The organism is Pedobacter sp. Leaf41, assembly GCF_001422545.1.
Lineage (GTDB): Bacteria > Bacteroidota > Bacteroidia > Sphingobacteriales > Sphingobacteriaceae > Pedobacter.
This window is the reverse complement of the sequence record NZ_LMLE01000011.1, coordinates 43,662-65,102: the sequence shown is the minus strand read 5'-3', so window position 1 is coordinate 65,102 and position 21,441 is coordinate 43,662. Positions and strand designations below refer to the sequence as shown.

26 protein-coding genes and 1 tRNA gene are annotated in these 21,441 nt (G+C 33.4%); 19 read left to right on the top strand and 8 right to left on the bottom strand.

Going from position 1 to position 21,441, the window contains the following annotated elements; translation table 11 throughout:
* Window positions 1–356: 356 nt before the first annotated feature.
* From ASE92_RS17980 to ASE92_RS17955, 6 genes are all read left to right on the top strand, one after another.
* Window positions 357–1,493 (top strand): AAA family ATPase, encoded by a 1,137-nt coding sequence (locus ASE92_RS17980; RefSeq protein WP_056851513.1) that lies wholly within the window; start codon window positions 357–359, stop codon window positions 1,491–1,493.
* Between the two features lie 244 nt (window positions 1,494–1,737).
* Window positions 1,738–2,064: a hypothetical protein gene (locus ASE92_RS17975; RefSeq protein WP_056851512.1), complete on the top strand. Its 327-nt coding sequence runs from the start codon at window positions 1,738–1,740 to the stop codon at window positions 2,062–2,064.
* Window positions 2,065–2,153: 89 nt separating this feature from the next.
* Window positions 2,154–3,023, top strand: a complete 870-nt coding sequence (locus ASE92_RS17970; RefSeq protein ID WP_056851511.1) for an AAA family ATPase — start codon at window positions 2,154–2,156, stop codon at window positions 3,021–3,023.
* Window positions 2,998–3,978: a DUF3871 family protein gene (locus ASE92_RS17965; RefSeq protein WP_056851510.1), complete on the top strand. Its 981-nt coding sequence runs from the start codon at window positions 2,998–3,000 to the stop codon at window positions 3,976–3,978. The genes ASE92_RS17970 and ASE92_RS17965 overlap by 26 nt, the downstream gene beginning before the upstream one ends.
* Before the next feature lie 47 nt (window positions 3,979–4,025).
* Window positions 4,026–4,247 carry a hypothetical protein gene (locus ASE92_RS17960; RefSeq protein ID WP_157255786.1) on the top strand — a complete coding sequence of 74 codons (222 nt, stop codon included), beginning with the start codon at window positions 4,026–4,028 and terminating at the stop codon, window positions 4,245–4,247.
* Window positions 4,248–4,283: 36 nt separating this feature from the next.
* Window positions 4,284–5,954 (top strand): ATP-dependent endonuclease, encoded by a 1,671-nt coding sequence (locus ASE92_RS17955; protein ID WP_056851508.1) that lies wholly within the window; start codon window positions 4,284–4,286, stop codon window positions 5,952–5,954.
* Between the two features lie 18 nt (window positions 5,955–5,972).
* Here the strand turns inward: ASE92_RS17955 and ASE92_RS17950 are convergent, their stop codons facing one another.
* Entirely contained in the window at window positions 5,973–6,197 is a 225-nt protein-coding gene (locus ASE92_RS17950; protein ID WP_056851507.1) for a helix-turn-helix domain-containing protein, read from the bottom strand.
* A 77-nt stretch (window positions 6,198–6,274) separates the two neighbouring features.
* Here ASE92_RS17950 and ASE92_RS17945 point away from each other — a divergent pair, with 77 nt between their 5' ends.
* The 4 genes from ASE92_RS17945 to ASE92_RS17940 all read left to right on the top strand — a co-directional run bounded on the left by ASE92_RS17945 (window position 6,275) and on the right by ASE92_RS17940 (window position 7,759).
* Window positions 6,275–6,625 carry a hypothetical protein gene (locus ASE92_RS17945; protein WP_056851506.1) on the top strand — a complete coding sequence of 117 codons (351 nt, stop codon included), beginning with the start codon at window positions 6,275–6,277 and terminating at the stop codon, window positions 6,623–6,625.
* A 162-nt stretch (window positions 6,626–6,787) separates the two neighbouring features.
* Window positions 6,788–7,105, top strand: coding sequence for a hypothetical protein (locus ASE92_RS21230; RefSeq protein WP_157255784.1), 318 nt, complete (start codon window positions 6,788–6,790; stop codon window positions 7,103–7,105).
* A 3-nt stretch (window positions 7,106–7,108) separates the two neighbouring features.
* Entirely contained in the window at window positions 7,109–7,249 is a 141-nt protein-coding gene (locus tag ASE92_RS21770) for a DUF6804 family protein (RefSeq protein WP_369817439.1), read from the top strand.
* 433 nt (window positions 7,250–7,682) lie between these two features.
* Window positions 7,683–7,759 (top strand) — tRNA-Met (locus ASE92_RS17940).
* Here ASE92_RS17940 and ASE92_RS21000 read toward each other — a convergent pair.
* A complete protein-coding gene (locus tag ASE92_RS21000) occupies window positions 7,716–9,269 on the bottom strand; it encodes a recombinase family protein (protein WP_082455131.1) in 1,554 nt (517 codons plus the stop codon). The genes ASE92_RS17940 and ASE92_RS21000 overlap by 44 nt on opposite strands.
* A gap of 939 nt (window positions 9,270–10,208) precedes the next feature.
* On the opposite strand from ASE92_RS21000, the gene ASE92_RS17935 reads away from it, so the two are divergent.
* The 7 genes from ASE92_RS17935 to ASE92_RS21295 all read left to right on the top strand — a co-directional run bounded on the left by ASE92_RS17935 (window position 10,209) and on the right by ASE92_RS21295 (window position 13,622).
* Window positions 10,209–10,811, top strand: coding sequence for a recombinase family protein (locus ASE92_RS17935; RefSeq protein ID WP_056851505.1), 603 nt, complete (start codon window positions 10,209–10,211; stop codon window positions 10,809–10,811).
* A 65-nt stretch (window positions 10,812–10,876) separates the two neighbouring features.
* The gene (locus ASE92_RS17930) at window positions 10,877–11,239 is read left to right on the top strand and encodes a hypothetical protein (protein WP_056851504.1); all 363 of its coding nucleotides are present in this window, start codon (window positions 10,877–10,879) and stop codon (window positions 11,237–11,239) included.
* A 52-nt stretch (window positions 11,240–11,291) separates the two neighbouring features.
* The gene (locus ASE92_RS17925) at window positions 11,292–11,525 is read left to right on the top strand and encodes a hypothetical protein (RefSeq protein ID WP_056851503.1); all 234 of its coding nucleotides are present in this window, start codon (window positions 11,292–11,294) and stop codon (window positions 11,523–11,525) included.
* 24 nt (window positions 11,526–11,549) lie between these two features.
* Window positions 11,550–12,023: a hypothetical protein gene (locus ASE92_RS17920; RefSeq protein WP_056851502.1), complete on the top strand. Its 474-nt coding sequence runs from the start codon at window positions 11,550–11,552 to the stop codon at window positions 12,021–12,023.
* A 3-nt stretch (window positions 12,024–12,026) separates the two neighbouring features.
* Window positions 12,027–12,701 carry a hypothetical protein gene (locus ASE92_RS17915; RefSeq protein ID WP_056851501.1) on the top strand — a complete coding sequence of 225 codons (675 nt, stop codon included), beginning with the start codon at window positions 12,027–12,029 and terminating at the stop codon, window positions 12,699–12,701.
* 12 nt (window positions 12,702–12,713) lie between these two features.
* Window positions 12,714–13,124, top strand: coding sequence for a hypothetical protein (locus ASE92_RS17910; RefSeq protein ID WP_056851500.1), 411 nt, complete (start codon window positions 12,714–12,716; stop codon window positions 13,122–13,124).
* 306 nt (window positions 13,125–13,430) lie between these two features.
* Window positions 13,431–13,622, top strand: coding sequence for a hypothetical protein (locus ASE92_RS21295; RefSeq protein ID WP_162237773.1), 192 nt, complete (start codon window positions 13,431–13,433; stop codon window positions 13,620–13,622).
* A 185-nt stretch (window positions 13,623–13,807) separates the two neighbouring features.
* Here the strand turns inward: ASE92_RS21295 and ASE92_RS17905 are convergent, their stop codons facing one another.
* Window positions 13,808–14,512 carry a hypothetical protein gene (locus tag ASE92_RS17905; protein ID WP_056851499.1) on the bottom strand — a complete coding sequence of 235 codons (705 nt, stop codon included), beginning with the start codon at window positions 14,510–14,512 and terminating at the stop codon, window positions 13,808–13,810.
* 406 nt (window positions 14,513–14,918) lie between these two features.
* Between ASE92_RS17905 and ASE92_RS17900 the strand changes: the two genes are divergently transcribed.
* Window positions 14,919–15,101, top strand: coding sequence for a hypothetical protein (locus ASE92_RS17900; RefSeq protein WP_056851498.1), 183 nt, complete (start codon window positions 14,919–14,921; stop codon window positions 15,099–15,101).
* 288 nt (window positions 15,102–15,389) lie between these two features.
* Here the strand turns inward: ASE92_RS17900 and porV are convergent, their stop codons facing one another.
* Genes porV through ASE92_RS17875 form a run of 5 tightly spaced genes read right to left on the bottom strand, consistent with a single transcriptional unit; the run spans window position 15,390 to window position 20,114 of the window.
* Window positions 15,390–16,499 (bottom strand): type IX secretion system outer membrane channel protein PorV, encoded by a 1,110-nt coding sequence (gene porV, locus ASE92_RS17895; RefSeq protein WP_056851497.1) that lies wholly within the window; start codon window positions 16,497–16,499, stop codon window positions 15,390–15,392.
* A gap of 57 nt (window positions 16,500–16,556) precedes the next feature.
* Window positions 16,557–16,856 carry a T9SS type A sorting domain-containing protein gene (locus ASE92_RS17890; RefSeq protein ID WP_056851496.1) on the bottom strand — a complete coding sequence of 100 codons (300 nt, stop codon included), beginning with the start codon at window positions 16,854–16,856 and terminating at the stop codon, window positions 16,557–16,559.
* A gap of 15 nt (window positions 16,857–16,871) precedes the next feature.
* Entirely contained in the window at window positions 16,872–19,226 is a 2,355-nt protein-coding gene (locus ASE92_RS17885; protein WP_056851495.1) for a triacylglycerol lipase, read from the bottom strand.
* An 18-nt stretch (window positions 19,227–19,244) separates the two neighbouring features.
* The gene (locus tag ASE92_RS17880; protein ID WP_056851494.1) at window positions 19,245–19,562 is read right to left on the bottom strand and encodes a hypothetical protein; all 318 of its coding nucleotides are present in this window, start codon (window positions 19,560–19,562) and stop codon (window positions 19,245–19,247) included.
* A gap of 54 nt (window positions 19,563–19,616) precedes the next feature.
* Window positions 19,617–20,114, bottom strand: a complete 498-nt coding sequence (locus ASE92_RS17875; RefSeq protein ID WP_056851493.1) for a hypothetical protein — start codon at window positions 20,112–20,114, stop codon at window positions 19,617–19,619.
* Between the two features lie 281 nt (window positions 20,115–20,395).
* Between ASE92_RS17875 and ASE92_RS17870 the strand changes: the two genes are divergently transcribed.
* On the top strand, window positions 20,396–21,355 hold the full coding sequence (locus ASE92_RS17870; RefSeq protein ID WP_056851492.1) for a hypothetical protein: 960 nt from the start codon (window positions 20,396–20,398) through the stop codon (window positions 21,353–21,355).
* The last annotated feature ends 86 nt before the right edge of the window (window positions 21,356–21,441 follow it).

Below are 21,441 nucleotides of genomic sequence, written 5' to 3'. Positions count from 1 at the left end.
ATCTCTCACAAGGCACAAATAATCTAAAACGTGTTTTTATTGAGAATAACAGACAAGAATTAAAACAATTCATCTTTGAGAATTTCATAGACTCAGATGGGCAACAGTTTAATGAGGAAACTGTGTACAGAATATTAGACCCCAATAAATCTGACACTAAAAAATCTAAAGACAGGTTTATTTTACCTGACAACCTATCAGATAGCTAAATTTCCACTATAAATACAACCTATCTTGATAGCCTAATGGACATATTGGTCCAAATTAGACCAGTATTGGACTCCAAAAGAGACTGATTGGACATGTTTTTGATCACTGTGGGTAAATGTCAATGTAGGCATTTATAAATTAATTATATGACAGAAAATTCTGTAAAAAAAAGTGATGAGGTTGCTTATAATAATGTAAGCTTAGGTATTGAACCTGAATGTGAGAAAGCAATTTTTGAAACGGAGTATAAGAAAAAGAAAGAAAAATTAAATGTCACTTGCTCATTAGCAGAGATGTTTAACCGAGTAAAAAACGAGCCTAAAATCCCAATGCTATATCCCGCCATCAAAGAGGGATCTGTTGGACTAATTTACGGTGTGGCTAAAACTGGTAAAACTATATTTTGTGAAAATCTTGGGATGAGTATTGCAGCAGGAAGAAAAGAATTTCTTGGTAAAGAAATAAATTCCTCAAGCAAAAAAGTTCTCTTTATTTCCATGGAAGAGGCATATCAGGGCAGGACTGAAAGAAACATGAAACAGTTTGAGAGTTTCAATGATGAGGAAAAAGAAAGCGTTTTAGCCAACTATATTGTTGCAAATGAAAATGTTCCAAAAATAATTACTTCAAATGAAGATTGGAATATTGTTGAAAATGCAATAGTGGAAAATGAGGCTAAAATTGTATTTATGGATTCACTCACAAGAATGGTTGATGGACAAATTGAAAACGCTGATATAGCTAGATTCACTATGTTGAAAATAAGAGAATTAGCAGATAAGCTAAAGATCACCCTAATAATGATTCATCACAGTACTAAAATGAATGAGGATCAGCCTATGACATTGCAAAACGTAGCTGGCAGTAGGGTTATCTCTCAAGAAGCTGATTTTATAATTGGCATTAATAAGACTTCATCCAATGTGAGGTATAGCAAACTTGTTGCAGCTAGATATGCAAATGATAATAATTCAACTGTGGAGAAATTTGAACTGGATGAAAATCTATGGGTGAATGTTAATGGCAATGCCGAAGAACATCAAATTCTTAATCCAACTTTTGATAAGAGAAGATCAGATCATAGTCTAGGTTTGATTTTGGACAAATTGAAAGAGTTAAACGGAGAAAACGAACTGATTGATGCAAAATTACTAACTGAGAGCTTAGTAATTAACAAAATGATTTCTGAGCCAACTCTTTATGCCAACTTGAAAAAAGGAACGGCATTAGGAAGAATTATTAATCCTGAAAAGGGCAAATATGGGCTTGCAGTAATCAACTAGCTTAAATACCTTAAGTGGGTTAAGTAGTTTAAGTTAAATTAATTACTTAAGCTACTTAATATACTTAAGCTACTAATAGGATGTCAGAAACGGCATCCTATTTTTTTTAAAATTTTTGTTTTTTTTTCTGAGCAGATATTTCATGGCCTGGCTCGGAACACTCCCCCCACATAATTTAGAGAGTGCTTGTCCCCCCTTGCATCTTCCTAATTCAAATTATTTATTCACCTAAAGAAAATTTATCATGGTTTTAATTACTGGTTACCAAACAAAAGAGAAAGATGGAAACGAGTTCTTCCTATTAGAATTACAAGGAGACGTAGAAATCGTTATTTCTGAAGCAACAGGCTTACCTTATGCCACAATGAGGAAAACATTAATGTCTTCAACCTTCGATGAAAATACATGCAAAGCATTGGTAGGTAAAGAGCTTAAAGGGGAAATCCTTAAAGTTGAAACAGATGAATATGAATATACTGTACAGGCGACAGGAGAAGTGAAAATGCTTAATTATAGGTATGTGTATTCAGTTAATGATCAACAAACGGAAGAACAAGCAGTGTTCGGTTAACTACTGAAAAACACATTAGAAACATTCAAATCAAAAAGGACTATGGTACACAACTGTAGTCCTTTTTTTATGGACTAAATTTTAAACAAATGGAAATCAGAAAAGCTGAACGCAAAAAGGCCAAAATAAAAATGGCTATACAAGGCTCTAGTGGGGCAGGAAAAACATATTCAGCCTTATTAATTGCTTATGGTTTATGTGGTGATTGGAATAAGATTGTAATCATTGATACTGAAAATAACAGCGCTGACTTATATAGCAATTTAGGCGATTACAATGTATTAAATATCCAAGCACCTTATACCCCAGAAAAATATATAGAAGCTATTCAAATGTGCTTAAAAGCTCTAATTGAGGTTATAATTATAGATAGCACAAGTCATTGTTGGGATTATCTGATTGATCTCCATGCTAACATGAGTGGTAACAGTTTTACCAATTGGAGTAAAATAACCCCAAGGCAAAATGCATTCATAAATGCTATTCTTCAAGCTGACTGCCACATTATTTCTACTATGAGGGTTAAACAGGATTATGTACTCAATCAAAAAGATGGAAAATACGTACCTGAAAAAGTAGGCCTTAAAGCAGTTCAAAGGGATGGAGTTGATTATGAATTTACTCTAGTATTAGATATTGATGCTAAACACCATGCGACAGCATCAAAAGATAGAACCAATTTATTTGTTGGTAAACCAGAATTTCAAGTGACACAAACTACGGGGCAGGAAATTTTAGAGTGGTGTAATGACGGCAAGAATGAACTACAGGAAATTAAATCTTTTATTGATTCTGCTAATTCTGTAGACGAACTTTTAGTTATCTACACAAATTACCCATTTCATCAGCAAAATTTAGCGAATGAATTCACCGCTAAAAAAGAAGAACTACAAAAAATTAACCAATCATTCACCATAACAAAATTTAACCAAGATGGAAGTATTAAAATTAGTAGATAATTACATAGAATCGCCTTTTGTTGAGCTTTCTGATTCTAGTCCAATTCCTTTTATAGTAGCTAATACCATAAGTAGTACGGCTAAAGAAATAAAGGATCAACACCTAATACCAGTTTTTGTAAAAGATAATCAACCAGTAATCAGTCAAGCAGATTTTATCAATTTAACTGGAGATATAGCTAAACATATTTTTCAGAGAGAGGTTATTTTAGAACCAAGTGTACGTGTAAGCTACCCAATTAAAGGCAGAATACCCGACGCTAAAGAAAAACCTGCTCATTTATTATTAGAGGAAGAAAAAACCATTTACTATGAAAGAATGGCTTTTGCTCTGGAGATACCATCAATTTCTGATAATATAAATGGGAACAGGTTAAACTTAACAATCGGTGGAATTAAAGCCTACAATCTTGACAACTTGTATAGTAAGAAAGGGTCAGATGAACGGTTTAAAATCTTTATAGGCTTCCAAAATAAGGTTTGTACCAACATGTGTATTTCTACTGATGGTTTGATTGCAGATTTAAAAGTTAGGAGCTTAAACGAGCTTACTGATGGCATTTATAACTTGATTGAGAACTACAATGCAAAGCAGCACTTGGATCAATTAAAATCTTTGACAAAGCAATCTTTAACAGAACATCAATTTGCACAGTTAATTGGTAAAGCTAAAATGTATCAGCATTTGCCACCAAAGTATAAAAAGCATCTACAGGAATTAAGTTTTGGAGATACTCAGATAAGCATAGTAGTAAAAGATTATTACCAAGATGAATCCTTTTGCAGGGAAGATGATGGTAGCATCAACATGTGGAAATTGTATAACCTTTTTACAGGAGCAAATAAAGCAAGCTACATAGATACATTTTTAGATAGAGGCTTAAATGCTTTTTCTTTTACTAATGGTATTGCTAATTCTTTATCTAAACAACAAAATAACTGGTTTATTAATTAATGGGTAGCCTGTCAGCTTATGATGGGCTATTTATAACATATTATTTTATGGATAATTTAAATTTTTATAGATATGAAAATGAAAAAAACCTATTGGTTGTAAATAAAAACGGAAAAATTAAAAGGCTCTATTGTCCCTTTCCAGTATCTGATGGTATGAGGAAAATTTCAGCAGTCACTGCAATTGCCTCAGGAAATGATGAAAAAATCTATTACAAGATTAATGGAACATACTATGAATATAGCTCTTTTGTGATTTTGGGAAAATAAGACTTAACTTTTATATATTTGAAAAAACACTCTCATATGATAGGATCAATCTCTCTGAAAGAAATAACATTCAAAAATGGTTATAAACTTATTTTAGAAGAAAACTCAATAGTTCTCTTTGTTGGAGCTAACAACTCTGGCAAAAGTGTAACCTTAAAAGAGCTATATACAGCACTTTTGAAGAATAATACATTAAAAAATGTAGCAATAGCCTCAATTGCAACGAAAACTTCTGGATCCGTGGAAGACTTCAAAGAAAATATTGAACACCGTTTAATAAACGGGTCGTACTTCAGTAAAGCTCAGAGTCCATTCCAAGATGATGGACTTAAAAGAGCATGGGATAATAATGATTCTGGTATTCTTAGCCAATTTAATGTGAATATTTTGCACACTAGCGATAGATTAAATCTTGTTTCTCCACCAAGTAGCATTGATCTTTTGTCTCAGCCGCCAGTTCATCCCTTTCATACGTTACAGATGAATGGTGATCTTCTTGCGGACTTCACAAGATATTTCAAAACCGCCTTTGATATCGACATAACTTTGAATTTTGGTGCAGGTGGGAATGTGCCAATGCATGTAGGTAAAAAGCCAATTATAAAAGAGGGAGATGATAGAGTGTCTTCAAGTTATTTAAAAAATTTAAAGGAACTTCCACAATTACAAGTACAAGGAGATGGAATGAAAAGCTTTGCAGGGGTCTTTCTTTCTTTAATTGCAGAAAACTATGGTATCAATTTAATAGATGAGCCAGAGGCATTTTTGCATCCACCTCAAGCCAAGTTATTAGGTCAGATGATTTCCAAAAATGTACACGAGAACAAGCAAATATTAATAGCAACACATAGCGAGCATTTTCTTAAGGGGATTTTAGATTATGCAGGAGACAGATTAACTATCATTAGATTAAAACGAGAGAATAATGTTGTTGAATATTCGACTCTTAACAACAATGACTTAAAAATCATTTGGAAAGATTCAATACTGCGGCACTCTAATGTACTTGATGGTTTGTTTCATTCTAAAGTCGTTCTGTGTGAAAGTGATTCTGATTGCCGTCTTTTATCAGCTCTTGCAACCGCAATCGTTGAACATGAAGTTATGCCATCTCCAGATATACATTATATTCAAGCAGGTGGAAAAGCTAGATTTCCCACCGTTATGAATGCTTTAAAGCAAATTGACGTACCATTGACAATAATAGCTGACTTTGATCTTTATAACAATGAGCAGCCATTAAAAGAGATGTATGAAATTATGGGAGGCAATTGGGCTGACATCCAAAAAGAATTCAAAATTGTTAAACAAGACATTGATAACCAAAGACCAGAATTAAATACAGTCGATGCTAAAAAAGCATTAGAAAATGTTTTTGATGAAGCCTCAGAACCTAACTTATCTGATAAGCAAATAAAGGAATTACAACAAATTCTTAAAAAATCTTCAGCATGGACAAAAGCAAAGAGCGCAGGTAAGGCAATCTTGACAGCCGGTGATGCTACTGTTGCTTTTAAAAAACTTAATCTTCACCTTGAAAAAGTCGGAATAATAATAATTCAAATTGGAGAAATTGAGTCTTTTGACAAAAGCGTAGGTAATCATGGGCCAAAATGGGTCAATAGTGTTCTTGAAAAAGATCTTATTTTAAGCCCAGATTTGGAAGAAATAAGGTGCTTTGTAAAGACATACATTCTTAATATATAATCTTTTCTCTCCCAGAAATTAAAATTCAAAAAGATCTCTTGGCTTTAAATTTAAGGCAAGAGCAAGAGCTTTAACTGTTGATATAGTGGTATTTATTTTGCCCAATTCAATATCTGCCACTTGACGGTATTCTATACCACAAATATTAGCAAGTTCAGTCATGGACATATCTTTGGATTTTCTAATCTTTCTCAGATTAGCCCCAAATGATTTAATGTATTCCTGATCTCTAATTTTTGCCACCAATCAAAGGTGGTTTTCTTATACTTTTGTATCTATGTGACAAATCACATATTTTTATAAATCTAAATTAATCAAAAATGAAAAAAACATTATCCTATTTTTTAACGCTATTAGGTTTAATTATAATTGCATTTGGCATATTCTTAACCTTTAATGAACTGAAGTTAGTTTTAAAATATTCCTCCCTTCAGAAGGCAAATCCTGACCAAACTATACTAACTCAATATGGTACGACAGCAAGTAGCTATTTAAACCAAGCTTGGAAATCGTTAGCAATTTGGGCATCATTGACGTTAATTGGATGGATCATAATTTATTACAGCGACAAGTTTTTAAAAACTAAAAGATGGATAAATGATGAATATGCTCCCTTATTCGTTATCGCAATTTTAGCACTTCCTGTATACTATTTTTTTTCTAGCCTTTAACCTGAAACTAAAATCATGAGTCTCATTAAGTTAGGATTTGAATTTGTAGGGTATATTTTATCACTAATAGTCATACTATATCACTTTGTTTAGTACTTGATATTATAAGTTTCAAGCGCAAAAATGAGCTAATAGAGTGGCTAAAAATAAGAAAGCCTACAGATGGCAACTAAGTATAACTTCTCTTGTTCTCACTGTAACTATAAAATACAACTAACCGTTGGATTATCTAAGATGGCATTTTACAGCAAACAGCCTAATAATGAATTAGCTAGCTGCAAAAACCGTAAAATATTAACTGTAACTACAAATAAGACTTGTCCAATGTGTAATAAAAAGGGTGAAACAGGAAGATGGTTTTCTAGAAAAACTGGATTTAAAATTTTAAATTCATCCATGATTAGTAAAGATAGTAAGATTCCATGCCCTAAATGTGATTTTAAATCCCTTGAAGCTATACCAATTGTTTTGATAGATTAGGATATCCAAACAGATAAGGTTCTTAAATTCCTTTTGATTCTAATCCTAATACTCTGCGTATTTAAGCTTCCCTATGGAGTTTATATATTAAACATGACATTAGTTACTGTAGGCTTTGTTGTATTAGCTTACAGGCAACTTTAATATATTGTCGAAACTCAAATTTTACACTCTTATATCTTGGAGCAGCACTAAAATTTCAGCTAATTTGGAAAATCCCTTTTTGTTAGAAGTATTTGGATCATCATTGATATGATTGTGATTCTATATCTGTTATATATGATGCGTAAGCTTAAAAAGATTAATTCTGCATGAGACACAGATGAGACAGTAAATGCCAAAAACAAGCATATATGATATGATTTAGCTCATATAAACTATCAATATGAAATACAGTTAACCCAGTAATAAAAACAATTAATTAAATAATTTAATCAGTAAATAACAGCGGTTGCAGAATATATCCGGACGTATTTTTTTTATTTTATTTTTCTAAAGAAAGGTAATTTATTCTATATTTGCAACTCCAAAAAATAACCACCTAAATATTTGACAATATAAGCAAATATTTTTATCCGGCGGGGTAGCTCAGATGGTTAGAGCGCAGGATTCATAACCCTGAGGTCGGCAGTTCGATCCTGCTCCCCGCTACCATAGTGGGCAAATCAAATTTTTGTTTGGTTTGCCCCTTTTTTTTGCCCTCAAAAACGGCCTTTAAAGTGCCTAGAACGCGGACAGCCTCATTCATTCGAACAGTTCGATGTTGTGTTCCGTCAAAAGTGAGTTTTTGGGGATAGATCGAACTAATTAATCGCCTTTTTCCTTCAGAATCTGCCTCTATATATGTTTCATGTAGGTTTTTGAGCAACCCAGTCGCTTTTCCGATTAGTTCACCAATATTCTCTTTTCCCCTGGATAAATCGATGAGTCTATTTTCAAGAACAAGGATATTTCTTTCACAGTCTGATTTTATTTTCCTGTACTCAAAATCAAGAATTACATCGTTGAGCATCTTGTCCCTAGCCTTCGAAATTCTATTATTAAACTCCTCTAACTGTTTTTTTACATTTGATAATTCATTATTATCTTCACTTGCAAAAGCTTGATAAACCTGCTTCAAAATCATAACATAGGCCTCATGCAACAGTGGATCTATAGTGTATTTTTTTAACTCCTCCACGAAAAGCTTATTGACTTTGTCCGCATTATATCTCACCCCACATTTAGAAAAGCAATGGTAATAGTGATAGTGCTTGCTGTAACCTTTTGAAGCACTACCTGAGAGCATGTAGCCGCACTTTGGACATATCAGAAAGCCACGCAAGGGAAGCGCATCAGGAGAAGATATAGTAGTCTTTTTTGGTTTGTTTCTGCCGTTCAAAACATCCATAGCTTTATAAAAGATGCTTTCCGAAACTATCGCTTTATGTTGCCCTATAACTGTATGGGCTTCCTCGTCCTTATATTTCGCAATGGGTATCCTACCGCAGTAAATAGGATTTCTAATTATCTGCCAAAAATTTTTTCTACCTGTCTTCAGCCCTTTATCCGATGCTGCCTTCCAGATCTGATCAATGAACCACTTACCCGTAGATAATTCGTCATATACCCACTTCATTATTGACGCTTGTGGCTCTACAGGACAAATATACTTTCGCCCGTCTTCGGTTACCTTGTTAGTATAGCCTATGGGCGCCGGCCCCATCCATCGCCCTTCTTTCCTTGCTCTTCTCATTCCGTGAAAAGTATTGAGCGCTCTTCTATCATTCTCAACTTCGGGAGCTGCGAGATAGAAAGCCAACATCATTTTGTTTTCAGGGATGGAGATATCAAGAGGCTGCTCAATGGCCTGCGGCTCTATACCGAGATCACCCAATATTTTTATCATCTGATAGGCATCCCCCGCATTTCTACTGAATCTGTCCCACTTGGTGAAAAGTACCAAATCCGTTTGTCCTCTTTTCTTTTTTAGATCAGCCAATAATTTTTGCCAGGCAGGGCGTATAAAGCTTTTGGCGGAATGATCCTCAAAAACAACTTTCCTCACTTTGATATCTCTGGCGAAACAATATTTCTGTAAAACCTCTTCTTGGTTGCGCTGGGAATATCCCTTATCAGCCTGTTCATCAGTACTTACTCTTATATATAAATCTGCTGTAATCATCTTTTTAAAACTTGCTCTACTTCCAAAATAGCTAAAATATATAGCAAATCCAAGATTTCCTTCGCTTGATTTATAGACATTTTTACTCCTTTTTTCTTTAACATTTCCATTAATTTCTCAGGGGTCATTCGGTCTATCGGAAGATGTCTCATAAGCTGTGGATAAACCTAAAATTAATTACACGTCAAATGAACATTTGTATATTACGTTCGGGATCACGTGTTTTTTTTTGCCATATTTACTGCTTTGGAATAATGCAATTTGGATTTATACCTTTTCTTTCACAATAGTGATTCGGATATTTTTTTGAAATCAAAATTAATCGGTAGAAGCAAATTAGCATTACGCTATGGTGGGGTCCACAATCCACAGATGAGCGCTGGCCATTCTAATTTTGCTCGAAACTTAGATAAGTTCCGACTTTGAAAAGGTTTTTACTACTACCCTTATAGTTATAGGGTAAAAAAAGCATTTTTATTTTTAGCTTTCTTTGCTCTGCATTAGGGATATCTTACTTATCGATATAAATCTCGCATATTCGTTGTGTACAAAAACGTCTTCCATTTAGTATACCCTAGATTATTGTTTTTTAGAATACATTACCAATTAGATATTGCAGAATTTTTGGATGATCTATTAGTGTTTTAAGTATTTCCGAGGAAATACCCGACCTCAAGGGCGCAAGATTTTTTGTGTATACAAAAATACATCTTGCAAAACACCAGAGTGGTTAAAGGATTTCTTTAAGTGACATGTGGTCAGTAATAATACTGATTAAGTTTGTTTCAAATGTGGTTTATAGCATTAAAAACGGTGGTATTATGAGATTCTAAAGAAATGTATATAACTAATCGATTCTATCAAGACTAGTTTCCCAAAAACTTGTATCACAAAACAAAGTTTATTAAATTTACTTAATAACGTTTTAATGATACAATAATGAAGATCGGATATGCCAGGGTTTCTACGAAAGAACAAAATTTAAATTTGCAAATCGAAGCGCTTGAAAAGGCGGGATGTGAGATCATTTTCAAAGAAACAATTTCTGGAGCAACAAAGGTTCGCCCGGAACTCGATAAGATGATTGCACAGTTCCGAAAAGGTGATGAATTAGTTGTTTGGAAATTGGACCGAATAGGAAGAAGTTTGAAACATATTATTGATTTAGTCTTGAATCTAAGCGATCAAGGTATAATAATCAAAGGGTTAACCGATGGGGTTGATACAGCAACGATTAATGGCAGGCTATTTTTAAATATAATGGCTTCATTAGCTGAATATGAAAGGGAATTAATCAGAGAAAGAACTAACGCTGGTTTACAATCTGCTCGTGCAAGAGGTCGTACCGGAGGAAGGCCAAAAGGACTTACCAAAGATACTATTTCTAAATTATTGGTTATGCGTTCGGTTTATAAGGACATGGACAAAACACCGGAGCAAATTTATAAAGGGCTTCAATTAACAAGAGCAACGTTTTATCGCTATGCTAAAATTCTAGATACCCACACGAACGAGGAAATAAAAAAACTTCAGAAGAAATAATAAACTATCCATTATTTTGAGTATCTATCATAGATTAACACTTAATTCTTATTTAAAATTATAATATGACGCCAATTGAATCAGAGAGTTTAGTGGAAACCGCCAAAACCGCTAACGGAATTTTAACAAAGTTAATTGGACCTGCAGCTGAGGAGTGGGGAGGTATTATTTCAGATAATTTGAAGCCTAGACGTCTTAAAAACCAAATAAGGAATCTAAAAAAGGTGCAACAAATTGTACAAGATGAAGGGCTTAAATTAAGAAATGTGAATTTAAAAGTGCTATTTCCGTATTTGGAAAATGTTTCCTTAGAAGAAGATGAATCGTTACAAAATATGTGGGCAAATCTATTTACTAATTATTTATGTAAATGTAACCCTAACAACTACTGTTTATCCCAACATTCTTTCGCAATTATCTTCAGATGAGATAAAGATATTAAATACATTTGAAGAACGAGGTGGTAGTGTTGAGATGAGAATGAGTGGCGAAACATATCCAACGGATTTACTAGGAGAAGATATGTCAAATTTAATAAGATTGGGCATCATTGGAGAAATAGCGGCCTACTCTCAATACCCTAGCAATGATCCACACGTTACTAACCCACAATGGTCAATAGAACAAGTTGCTTCAGAAGATTTCTTTTTAACTGATTTCGGTTGGAACTTTATAAAAGCTTGCAAGAGGGATTCTTTTAGTCCACAAATCTAAATTTCATCACTCTGAAAATTTAATATGACTTTACTACAAATTACAACTCTCCTTATACCTATAGCAGCGGCTAGTACTGTTGGATTATTAACATATTTCTTTGCAATTAAAAGCAAAAAATTTGATCTATTATATGCAAGTAAAATTCCGGCTTTTACCGAAATATCTAGTAAGTTAACCAAGTTTAAATCATCATGTTTTGGAAAGGTTGCTGAATACAGGGGGATGGATTTCTCTCCTTATGCATATTCCGGAAGTACTTTAGCGCACCTTAGGGAAATTGTTGAGGTAGTTGATGCCAATATCATATTCCTTTCTAAAAGCAATAGAAATAAAATTGAACAACTCTTAAGCCAAATGGGTATGGCGTGTAATTTAGAGTTAAGATTGGCAGCGGATAAAAACGATAGTGCAGATTACTCTGAAGTATATCAAAAATTAGGTCATGAAACAGAAAAATTAATTGAATTGCTATACAAGGATTTAAATTTAAAATAGTACATGAGCGTCTCTCTAAACGAAAAACTTAAAGTGGAATTTTTAAATTCCATTGATAAAAACTATAACTCCATTAGCGTATATTTTGAAACTAAACACTCGCACTTCATTGAACTAACATCGTTGATAAATGAAATATTGAAATGCTTAATTTTAGAACTTAACCAGGCTAGTATATTTTCTACGAACCATCTGTTAGAGCGCCTAGTTAAATTGGTATTAATAAAAAAGCATACTCTAGGTATTAATTATTCACAACCAGATCTATACAACCAAAAGACTGAAGAAGCAATCAAAAAATATGATGGAGAAATCCTATTTAATACGTTGTTGTTTGCAAAAAAAGAAAAGCTGATTACAGACGAGGAATCTCAGACACTTAATAATCTTCGAGATAAGGTTAGAAATCCATATTCTCATGCGGGAACCAAAAAAATAATTGCCGATGCTCCTGCCAAGTTTGTAGGATTCATGTTTAATATAAATGATATTAAAGAGCAATTAATGCAAGGGAAGGCGATTACTGGCGGAACAAAAACAGAAATCACAACACTTTCCCCAACGTTTTCACAACTATATCAAGAAAGTTTCTCAAAAGATCTAGCCTTGGATTACTTCCGCACCGTGTTTGAGGTTTTAGTAAAACTAGATGAGAGATTAGATTCAATGTCTCAATAAAATAAAAAAAGCGTGGCTGAAATAGAAAGAAACAGTACAGGACTTTCAGGTGAATATTTTGTTGCAGCAGAGCTTCTCAGAAGAGGATTTAGCGTTGGCATTACTATGGGTAACGCTAAATCAATTGATATTCTTGCAGAAAAGAATGACAAGCAATTTATCATTCAAGTTAAAGCCATTTATAAAAAAAAGAATACAGGATGGCCATTAATGAAAGACAGAATTAACATTAACCACTACTATATATTTGTGAATCTAAATGGAGACCTCATGACTGCTCCCGACTTTTATATTGCTACCGGTGAAGAAACATATAATAAATGCAAGCAATATTTAACGAGAGGCATAGTCGATCTTTCAAGCATAGATAATGATGAATTTCTTGGAAATTGGGATAAGCTAAATCAAAATTGTTGCCTATAAAACATTTAACGATGGAAGTGTATAAACGTTGTCCCAAATGCAGTGGATTTCCACTAAAGGTAGATTCTCGCAAGAGTTGGCTAACAAAATTCATTTTAGCTACTCTATGGGTGCTCTTTTGTGCTTGGACATTAACTAAAAAATTGGACCTTTTATTATTAATTTCCGGTAGCGCTGTGGCTGTAATCGGCCTTTATTATGGGTACCGTTTTTTCTTTGTCAAAAATCTATACGCAAAATGCGAACAATGTGGTAGCCGCTGGTTATGGTCAAAATTATAGTAGTAATAAACTCTAAGAACATAATATGTCAAATCCAACCCCAAAACAGAAATTACTATACTTCGTTTGTGTAGTTATTTGTTTGTTTCTATTAGCTGTTCTATTGGATTTAGGTGACTTAATATCACAAAATTTCATTAAAACTCTTCCCAAAACCTATACCGTTCAACAGGATGAAAAAAGAGAATGGTGGGCAAGTGCATTTACTAACATTTAATTTGCTATTATATTTTATCATTTACTCATTATCTAAAACTAATAATTGAGTTTGATTAATGAAATGAGTTTATGATAATATAGGAAAAAAGCGGAATACAGCAGGATAATCGTAGGCAACTCTGCTAACTATAATATTCTTAAGTCCTAACTCATGAAACTTATTAAATAATCAGGGTTTTATGATCAGGTTCTCTCGTTATTAGCTTTTATTGATTCGCTTATCTTAATGGTATTTATGATTTCAGTTTTAAAATAAGCGATTGTTTCAGTCCGTAAGTATTCTTCTAACAGCTTATCTTTTTGTTCTTTCTTAGCTTTCCAGTAAGCCAAATGGAATGCGCGTAACTCTTTTTGAGCTCGTAAAAAATCTTCCCATATAAATCTAACACGATCCGAAAAGGAAATCGCTGCGATAGCTTTGATGCCTAAGTTGTTTGTTATAGACGTTAACGTTTGTTCAAAATTATTAAATGTGCCATCTTCTCCCTTTGAATAGAATTCAACGTACCATGCTAGCAATGGAAGTTTCCTTGACCAATCGTCATCTTTGTGTGTGTCTTTTAAGAAACGAACTATATAAGTGAAAACATCATCTGTCCGTTTCAATTCTGCACTTGTCTTTGCTGTCCTCAGAAGTAACGTATCACACCTTTCAATCCGATACCTTTTAAGCAGTTCTAAGTCTATCTCAAGCGATTTGTCAGACATGCCGTTCATAAAATATATGGCACTAATTAAATCTTCACACTTAAATTTAATCTCATCAGAATCATCTTCTAAATATTCAGGATAAAAAGATTGTACTTCTTCTAAATATTCGAGGGAAAATTGATTTGTCGCAACTTTATAGAAAAGTTTATCAAATGAAATATTCCTATTCTGGGTCATATTTTTTGTAACATTAGTAAGTTAACTTCAGAAATATAAAGGTACTTGATATATGCCTAACCCACCAAAAATTTATATTACCTAAATTATAGAATAAATAATAAAAGAACCATTAATAACTATGATGGCTTTCATAAAACTGAAATTACCAAATAACGGTCGATTTTTGATAGGTTGAGGGGTTTGTAATTATATTTTTCGTCTAAAAAAATGAATATTTTTCCCATAAGCAAATCGTAGATCTTATTTATTGATCCAAAATAATAACTGTTGTAAATTTCAATCTTATATTAATTAGAATAAATACAATGAGCTAAATCGATTATAGGATACTAATTATCAGATAATGTATGACAGATTTAGGATTATACGCCTAGTTTGGCGTAAAATTTGTCACTTTAAATTTATGAACATACAAATCGCTGGAAGCAGAGAAGCTTTGCAAAAATTGGCCAATTTCTTATCATCAAACGCCGAATTAGAAGGATTTAAGGATCAAATTATTAGTTCTTTGAATACATCCTTACATGAACAGCAGAATGATATTCCTGCGGAAGGTGATCATCCTTATATCGAACGATCAGAATAGGATATAAATTAAGTCCTGTATAACTTACAAGGTGTCCATGAAGTCTTCATGTAGGTGTGTTATTAACTCGCAGATTTGTGCACTTCCCAAAATTCAGACCATTTCAAAGTAGAATTCTGGACCGAGCGCAGCGAGGTGACGTCAAAGGTAAATTGTTCAAAGAGAATTTTTCTGTTGATTCTTGTCTCAAAAAACGAAGCGTTTCCGAGATCAGAATTATGCCGCATGAGAATAACTTCCTAATAAATAATTTCTTTTGTTGATGTCGTAACGGATGATTACCTCGCGTTACAGAGCGCTTGGGAAAGAATAACCCAAAGTGAATCTCAACGTATTGCTCAAAAATGACCGTTGTGGATTGCCAGTTATATAAGCCATGTTTAAACTAACTTTTTTTAGTGTTGCACCCACACCAGCCGAAAAAAAGCTACCCAATAATCGTTTATCGCCTTGCAGATTATAACCTAATCTAAAAGAAACAGCTTTATTATAAATATATTCAGCACCCATAGAGACACTTACATCGCTAATGCTAGAGCCACTTTTGCCATCAAATGATGAAACAATACTTTCAAACACACTCTCATCAGATTTTAACTGATATTGTGGCACCAATAATTTATTAAAATCTAAAGCAATACCAATTTCGCTTTCAGAAGAGGTTATCGTTTTAAAAGCTGTGCCAATTTTTAGATTAGTTGGTAAATATGATTTTTGGTCAAACTGGTTAAAGTATGAGATTTTGGGACCAATATTTTCAACGTTTATAGCAAAGGCAATCGTTGAATTGCCCGAAAATGAATTGATGGGAAAAATGTGATAAGATGATAGATCGACGCCATAAGCAGTACCAGATTGTATGAAAACAAAAGAATCAGATCCGGTGTAAAGATTAGAACGTATAATCTTCAATTTCATTCCCAAAGAGAATTTTGATCCGAAACTTTTTGAAATACCTAAAGTACCCACATATTCTACTGGCTGTATGGTACCCAAACTAATTTGATTAATATCTATTAAATCAGTTTGTCCGTAAGAAAGGTAATTTAGAGATGCTGTTAATGTAAATTCTGGTGCAACCTTATAAAAGCCGCCAACAAACATGAGTTTTCTATCACTTACTAATTTCCTCAACCAAGGCGTATATGTCAGGTTCATTCCAAATTTTTCGACCAAAAAGTTTGCCTTTGCTGTATTGAGTTCAGCCGTAGTGCTGCTCGAGAGCAAGGCAGAGCCAGACTCGCCCATACCTGATGATATGGCATCTGTAGAAAGCAATAAAAATGGTACAGCTAGCTTAGATGTTGGTACATTTGGTTGTTCTATTAATTGTGCATCTGCGGTTGAAATAATAAAGCCGCAAAATACCGTTAAGACGTAACTTTGAAATGTGTTCATAAAGCAGTTGAGTTAAATGGAGATAGCAAAGTTGCCATCTCCATGAGGCGTAATTTATTAATGTTGTACAATAATCTGCTTTTTGATAACTGCCTTATCTTTTAAAATATGAAGAAAGTATGTGCCATTTGGAAGATCGGATGTCCCTAATACAACTGAGCTACTATCTACCCCCTTTTGCCCACCTTTTATCAATTTACCTTTATCATCGAAAAGTTTTACACTAAAATAATTTGTACTGGCAATAGATTTATTTGCTGACTTTGAGTTCAGATCTTGGTCGAACGAAATTTTTACTTCTGTATTTGCTGGATTAGGATAAACAGCAAACCTATTACCACCGTAACATGTTGGCACGATCAAATCAACAGTTTACGGATCGCTCCACCCGCAATTATTCTTAACTTTGACTACAACGGTAGCTGTGCCACCTGAAAATGATGGGGCAATATCAAAGGCAAAGTCAAAATATCTATCAGGATAAAAATCACAATTTACAGTAGATATAATCTCAAATTCATAACCAGGATTATCATATGAATTGAAAGTATTACCATAGTTATCTGTAAAATAAAATGTTCCTGAATTACTGCGCTCACATGGCTGTAAACTTACAGGATTGCCCGCTGGGGCGCCAGCATTAGAAAATGTAATATAGCCTCCGACCGGAGGACCGAAAATTATTTGTTTAGTTAAAACAACTCTGCTACAATTTGTTTTGATTTCAGCAGTTAAAATTACCGCTGCGCTAAATACTGCATTTGTGACTTGTACAGTTTCATTTTGGCTTCCTGAAGTTGATAAAATTACGTAACTGGGATTATTAGCGGTCCAAGTTACCATTGTACCTGATGGCAAGTTTGGTATTGTATAAGATGCACTTGTACAAAAAGATGTTTGCCCACTAATTGATAAATTCGATTTTATTAATGGTAGCTGTGGGATTGCGTCTATCTCTTTTAAAATATAATCGACAGCAGGAGACCAAAGTTCTACATGTTCTCTATTTGAATTAAAATCACCAAAGTAGCTATCAAATGGTGTTTCACCAGTACAAACCAAGCTCCGTTCACTAATGTTTTCTGATAAGTTTTGGTTTGAGCCATTATAAGCTAAAGCACTTTTAGTGTTGATGAAGCTATGGTTTGGTATCACAGAATAAAAGCTAGTTTTAAATCTAATGCCTCCATGTGGCTGTTTGCCCAAGGCATGTATTAATTGTCCATCTCCATTCTCTGCTATTTGTTGTTGGGTATCAAAAATTCCCCCGGGTGCTACGTCAAACCCCGAAGTATAAATAGCAGTATTTGAATAATTAATTCTACTTTTGAATTTGTACCAACCATCAAAAACGACATTACTAGTACCATAACTCCCTGTAAAATACACTCTCGACGAAGCTACGGTATAAGTTTTATAACGCACTTTAAAAAGCCACAAATCTATATCATGCCATCTGTGAACATCAAAAGTAAAGGCCTTATCCCCTGCAATATTTATTTCAGTTCCACCTAAACTTCCATCGATTAGCGATATTTTACGAAATGGTTGGTTGGCATCGCCATTGGGAAATCCTAGCGCATTTAAGGTATTCATAAATGTATTTCGGAAGCTATGAGGATTACCATTATTCAAATAATGTGAAACAAGCATTTGCTTCGCAGCAGTTGAGCCGATTTTTTTATCTCTGTTCACAAGAATATTTTCATTCTGGGTAGCTTCGCCGTAAAAATCAAGCCAATATTGGTCACCTATTGGTATATTAGCACCAAGGTGCGGCGAATCAAATGAGATCCACAACCTTGTATTATGTAACATATTGTTTTGTTCCATATAAGTTAAAGCATAGCGGCTAATTAAGCCACCCATACTTGGACCGATGATTACCATTTTCTCATTGCCTTGTTTCATAAGATTTACCGAATCTATCAAAGCCATTAAAACTCGGGCATTCCTTTCAATGTAATCTGCACCGCCGTCTCTGCTGTGTCCATTGATTTGATAAGTAGGAAAATTTAAAATAAATAAATCATAACCTCGATTGCGTAAACTATCTCCTAGTAATCCTTTATTAGGATTGTTTAGATAAGTATCATATAATTGATAACCTTTTTGCCCATCTCCTGGATCAAAACCATCAATTATAATAATGGGCTTTCTAATAATCCCATCGCAATTATTTATTTTAGAATGATAAATGGTAACATCTCCCTTACCTTTTGTCGCATTACTTTCATCATAACCCTGAAAACTAAGTTTACTCCAAATATCAAATGTAGTCGGGGTATTACAACTATTCAAGTTTCGCATTTGGTTTTGATTTGATTGTTCTCCAAAAATTTTTAGAGAAGAAAATGTCGTTATTGTTGTATTATCAGAAAATGTTGCGATAAACTTTAAGTGAACATAGCCAGTAGTACTATAATAAATCGACTTATCACTATTTAAGCTAACACTCTGTAAACCATTTCCATCGCCAAAATCTACAGATAAATTGGTCAAGGTTCTGTTGCTGTAATTAAAAATAAATTCTGGGGAAAATTTGTAATCTACTGATCCCATCAGTACACTATCAACCAAGGCAGCCCCTACAAAAGTGTTTGTAATATTAAATGGATGTCTAGAGCGTCCGTTAACATCATAATATAAACTGTCGGTGGGATTTAAGCTAATTAAGCCGATTTCTATTGAATTAGTATCAATTACATTAAACTGAAAGTCGCCCAAAGCTATTGGTACTTTTTGCTAAAGTTGTGCCATTATAGCCTTTTCCTTTAATTGATTCACAGTCAACCAGGAAGGCGATGGATTGTAAGCAGATCGATAATACTCGCTATATGCCTGTTTGAAATGCCACATAGAGCTCGTATCAGGGGTAATTAGATTGAAATTATTAAGCGCTGCATAAGGAAATACCCTGTCATAAAGTACACCGGTACTTATTCCTGTCTTGTCTAAATGCTGGAAAAGACTATCAGCAGTATGCTTAAATTCATCAACTTGAGCATTCGCTTTAAATAAACAAAAAATAAAAGAGAGAATTAATAAAGATGTTTTTTTCATAATAGTTGTTTTTTTAAATGAAAGCTTATGAATGATGTTTACAAATTTTGAGATTTAGCGTAATGTAATATCAAAGCGGCCAGAGCTAACTGCAATATTTGCCCCTTCATGCTTAACATTAAACTCAAATGTTCCTGATACAATTTTTCCTTGATACTTTGTGATTCGAATAATACCGCTTTCTGATTTTTCTAGATTTGGAGATGGTACATTTATATAGCAATCTATATATGTATCTTTAGTTATATCAACGCGATACTCTCCTTCTCCTTTGAAATCGTAAATATTAAAATGCATGTTTTTTATGTATGTATTCGGATTACTTGCACTTATTCCAAGTGTCTTTATTCCGTTATAAACATCAATTTGAGAATACAGAGGTGTTGGTCCAAATAGTTCTTTTACAGGAATGAATATTCCTCCATTAATTTTACAGGAAAAAGTATTTGCACCGGTTTGCGTTTCAGGAGTTAATCCATCATCTTTATCTTTTTTACAGGAGCTTATTGCCATTGCTACAATTAGCAATAGGTACAATATTTGGGTTTTCATGGGTAGTTATGGTTAATATGTATTTAATTTAACAAAGCACGTTGCAATGTAAAAAATAAAAAAAATCGAGAAGCATCCCTATTAAGTATTGATTATCAATTTTTTAATCTAAAAGTTTAAAAAAATAATTAAATTGGATTAGTTTAATTTGCGAGGATAAAATGTAATGAATACAATTATTTTAGATTAAACAAAATTGGAATAATCACATCAAAGGATAATATTTAACCCAATTTTTAGCAGCATACTTCATATAATTTTAGCGTTTCATCAATTCATGTATGTACAACTCACAAGAGTCTTTTTTTAAAAGTTTAAAATCTACTTTACCTACACACTTTAATTTTCCACAAATCGTAGCGCAAGTATTAAATATAAGTTTAAATGAGTCCTATAAAAAAATCAAGGGTACGAGCTCACTTAGTTTACAGCAGTTAACGCTTTTGTGCGATGAGTTGAAGTTTAACTATCATTATCAATCGAATGATACTGAATTTATTACATTTCTTTCACCACAAATAGATTCACAAAAAAACCCAATGTATGCTTACTTACATAGTTTATATGAGGATTTGGTGGCAATACATCGTTTAAAACAAAAGCAAATTAAGGTTACTACTGACGACATTCCCCTGTTTTATTTTTTTAAATACGATGAATTAACAGCATTTAAACTGTTTTTTTGGGCCGACAGCATGGATATCCCAAAAGAAGATTTGCATAATTTTGAGCTGAGCGAAGAAATTAGGGATATAACCCAGAAATTGAATAAATTATATTTAGAAATTCCGAGTACAGAAATATGGTCGAAAGATACTATTCATGGTACTATTGAGCAAATCCGCTATGCATATGAGGCTGGTCATCTAAAAGCCTGTTTTGCTGAAACAATCTTAGAACAACTAAGATCTTGTTTGGAAGATATAAAATCCTATTCTTTAAATTCAAGAAAAACACCAAATCCTGATCATAAATTCCGCTGGTATGCCAATGATGTTTTAGGTAGCATTTGCTATCTTGTAGAAGGTGATGGAAGTCTGATAAGCTTTAACCGTTTCAATACATTCAATTATCTTAAAACCCAAAACAATGATTTTTGCAGCAGTATAAATTCCTGGATGGATATACTGATCAAAAAATCAGTTTCATTTAGTGGTAATGGAGAAAAGCAACGAAACCGATATTTAAATAACGCTAATTTGGATATACAAAACCTATTGAATGAAATAAACAATGGTTAGTGTAGTAATAAGTTGCACCTCACTGAAAACAGTTTTTTTCATTTCGACACAAACTGCACCGGTTCAGCAGGATATCAGAAGCATTG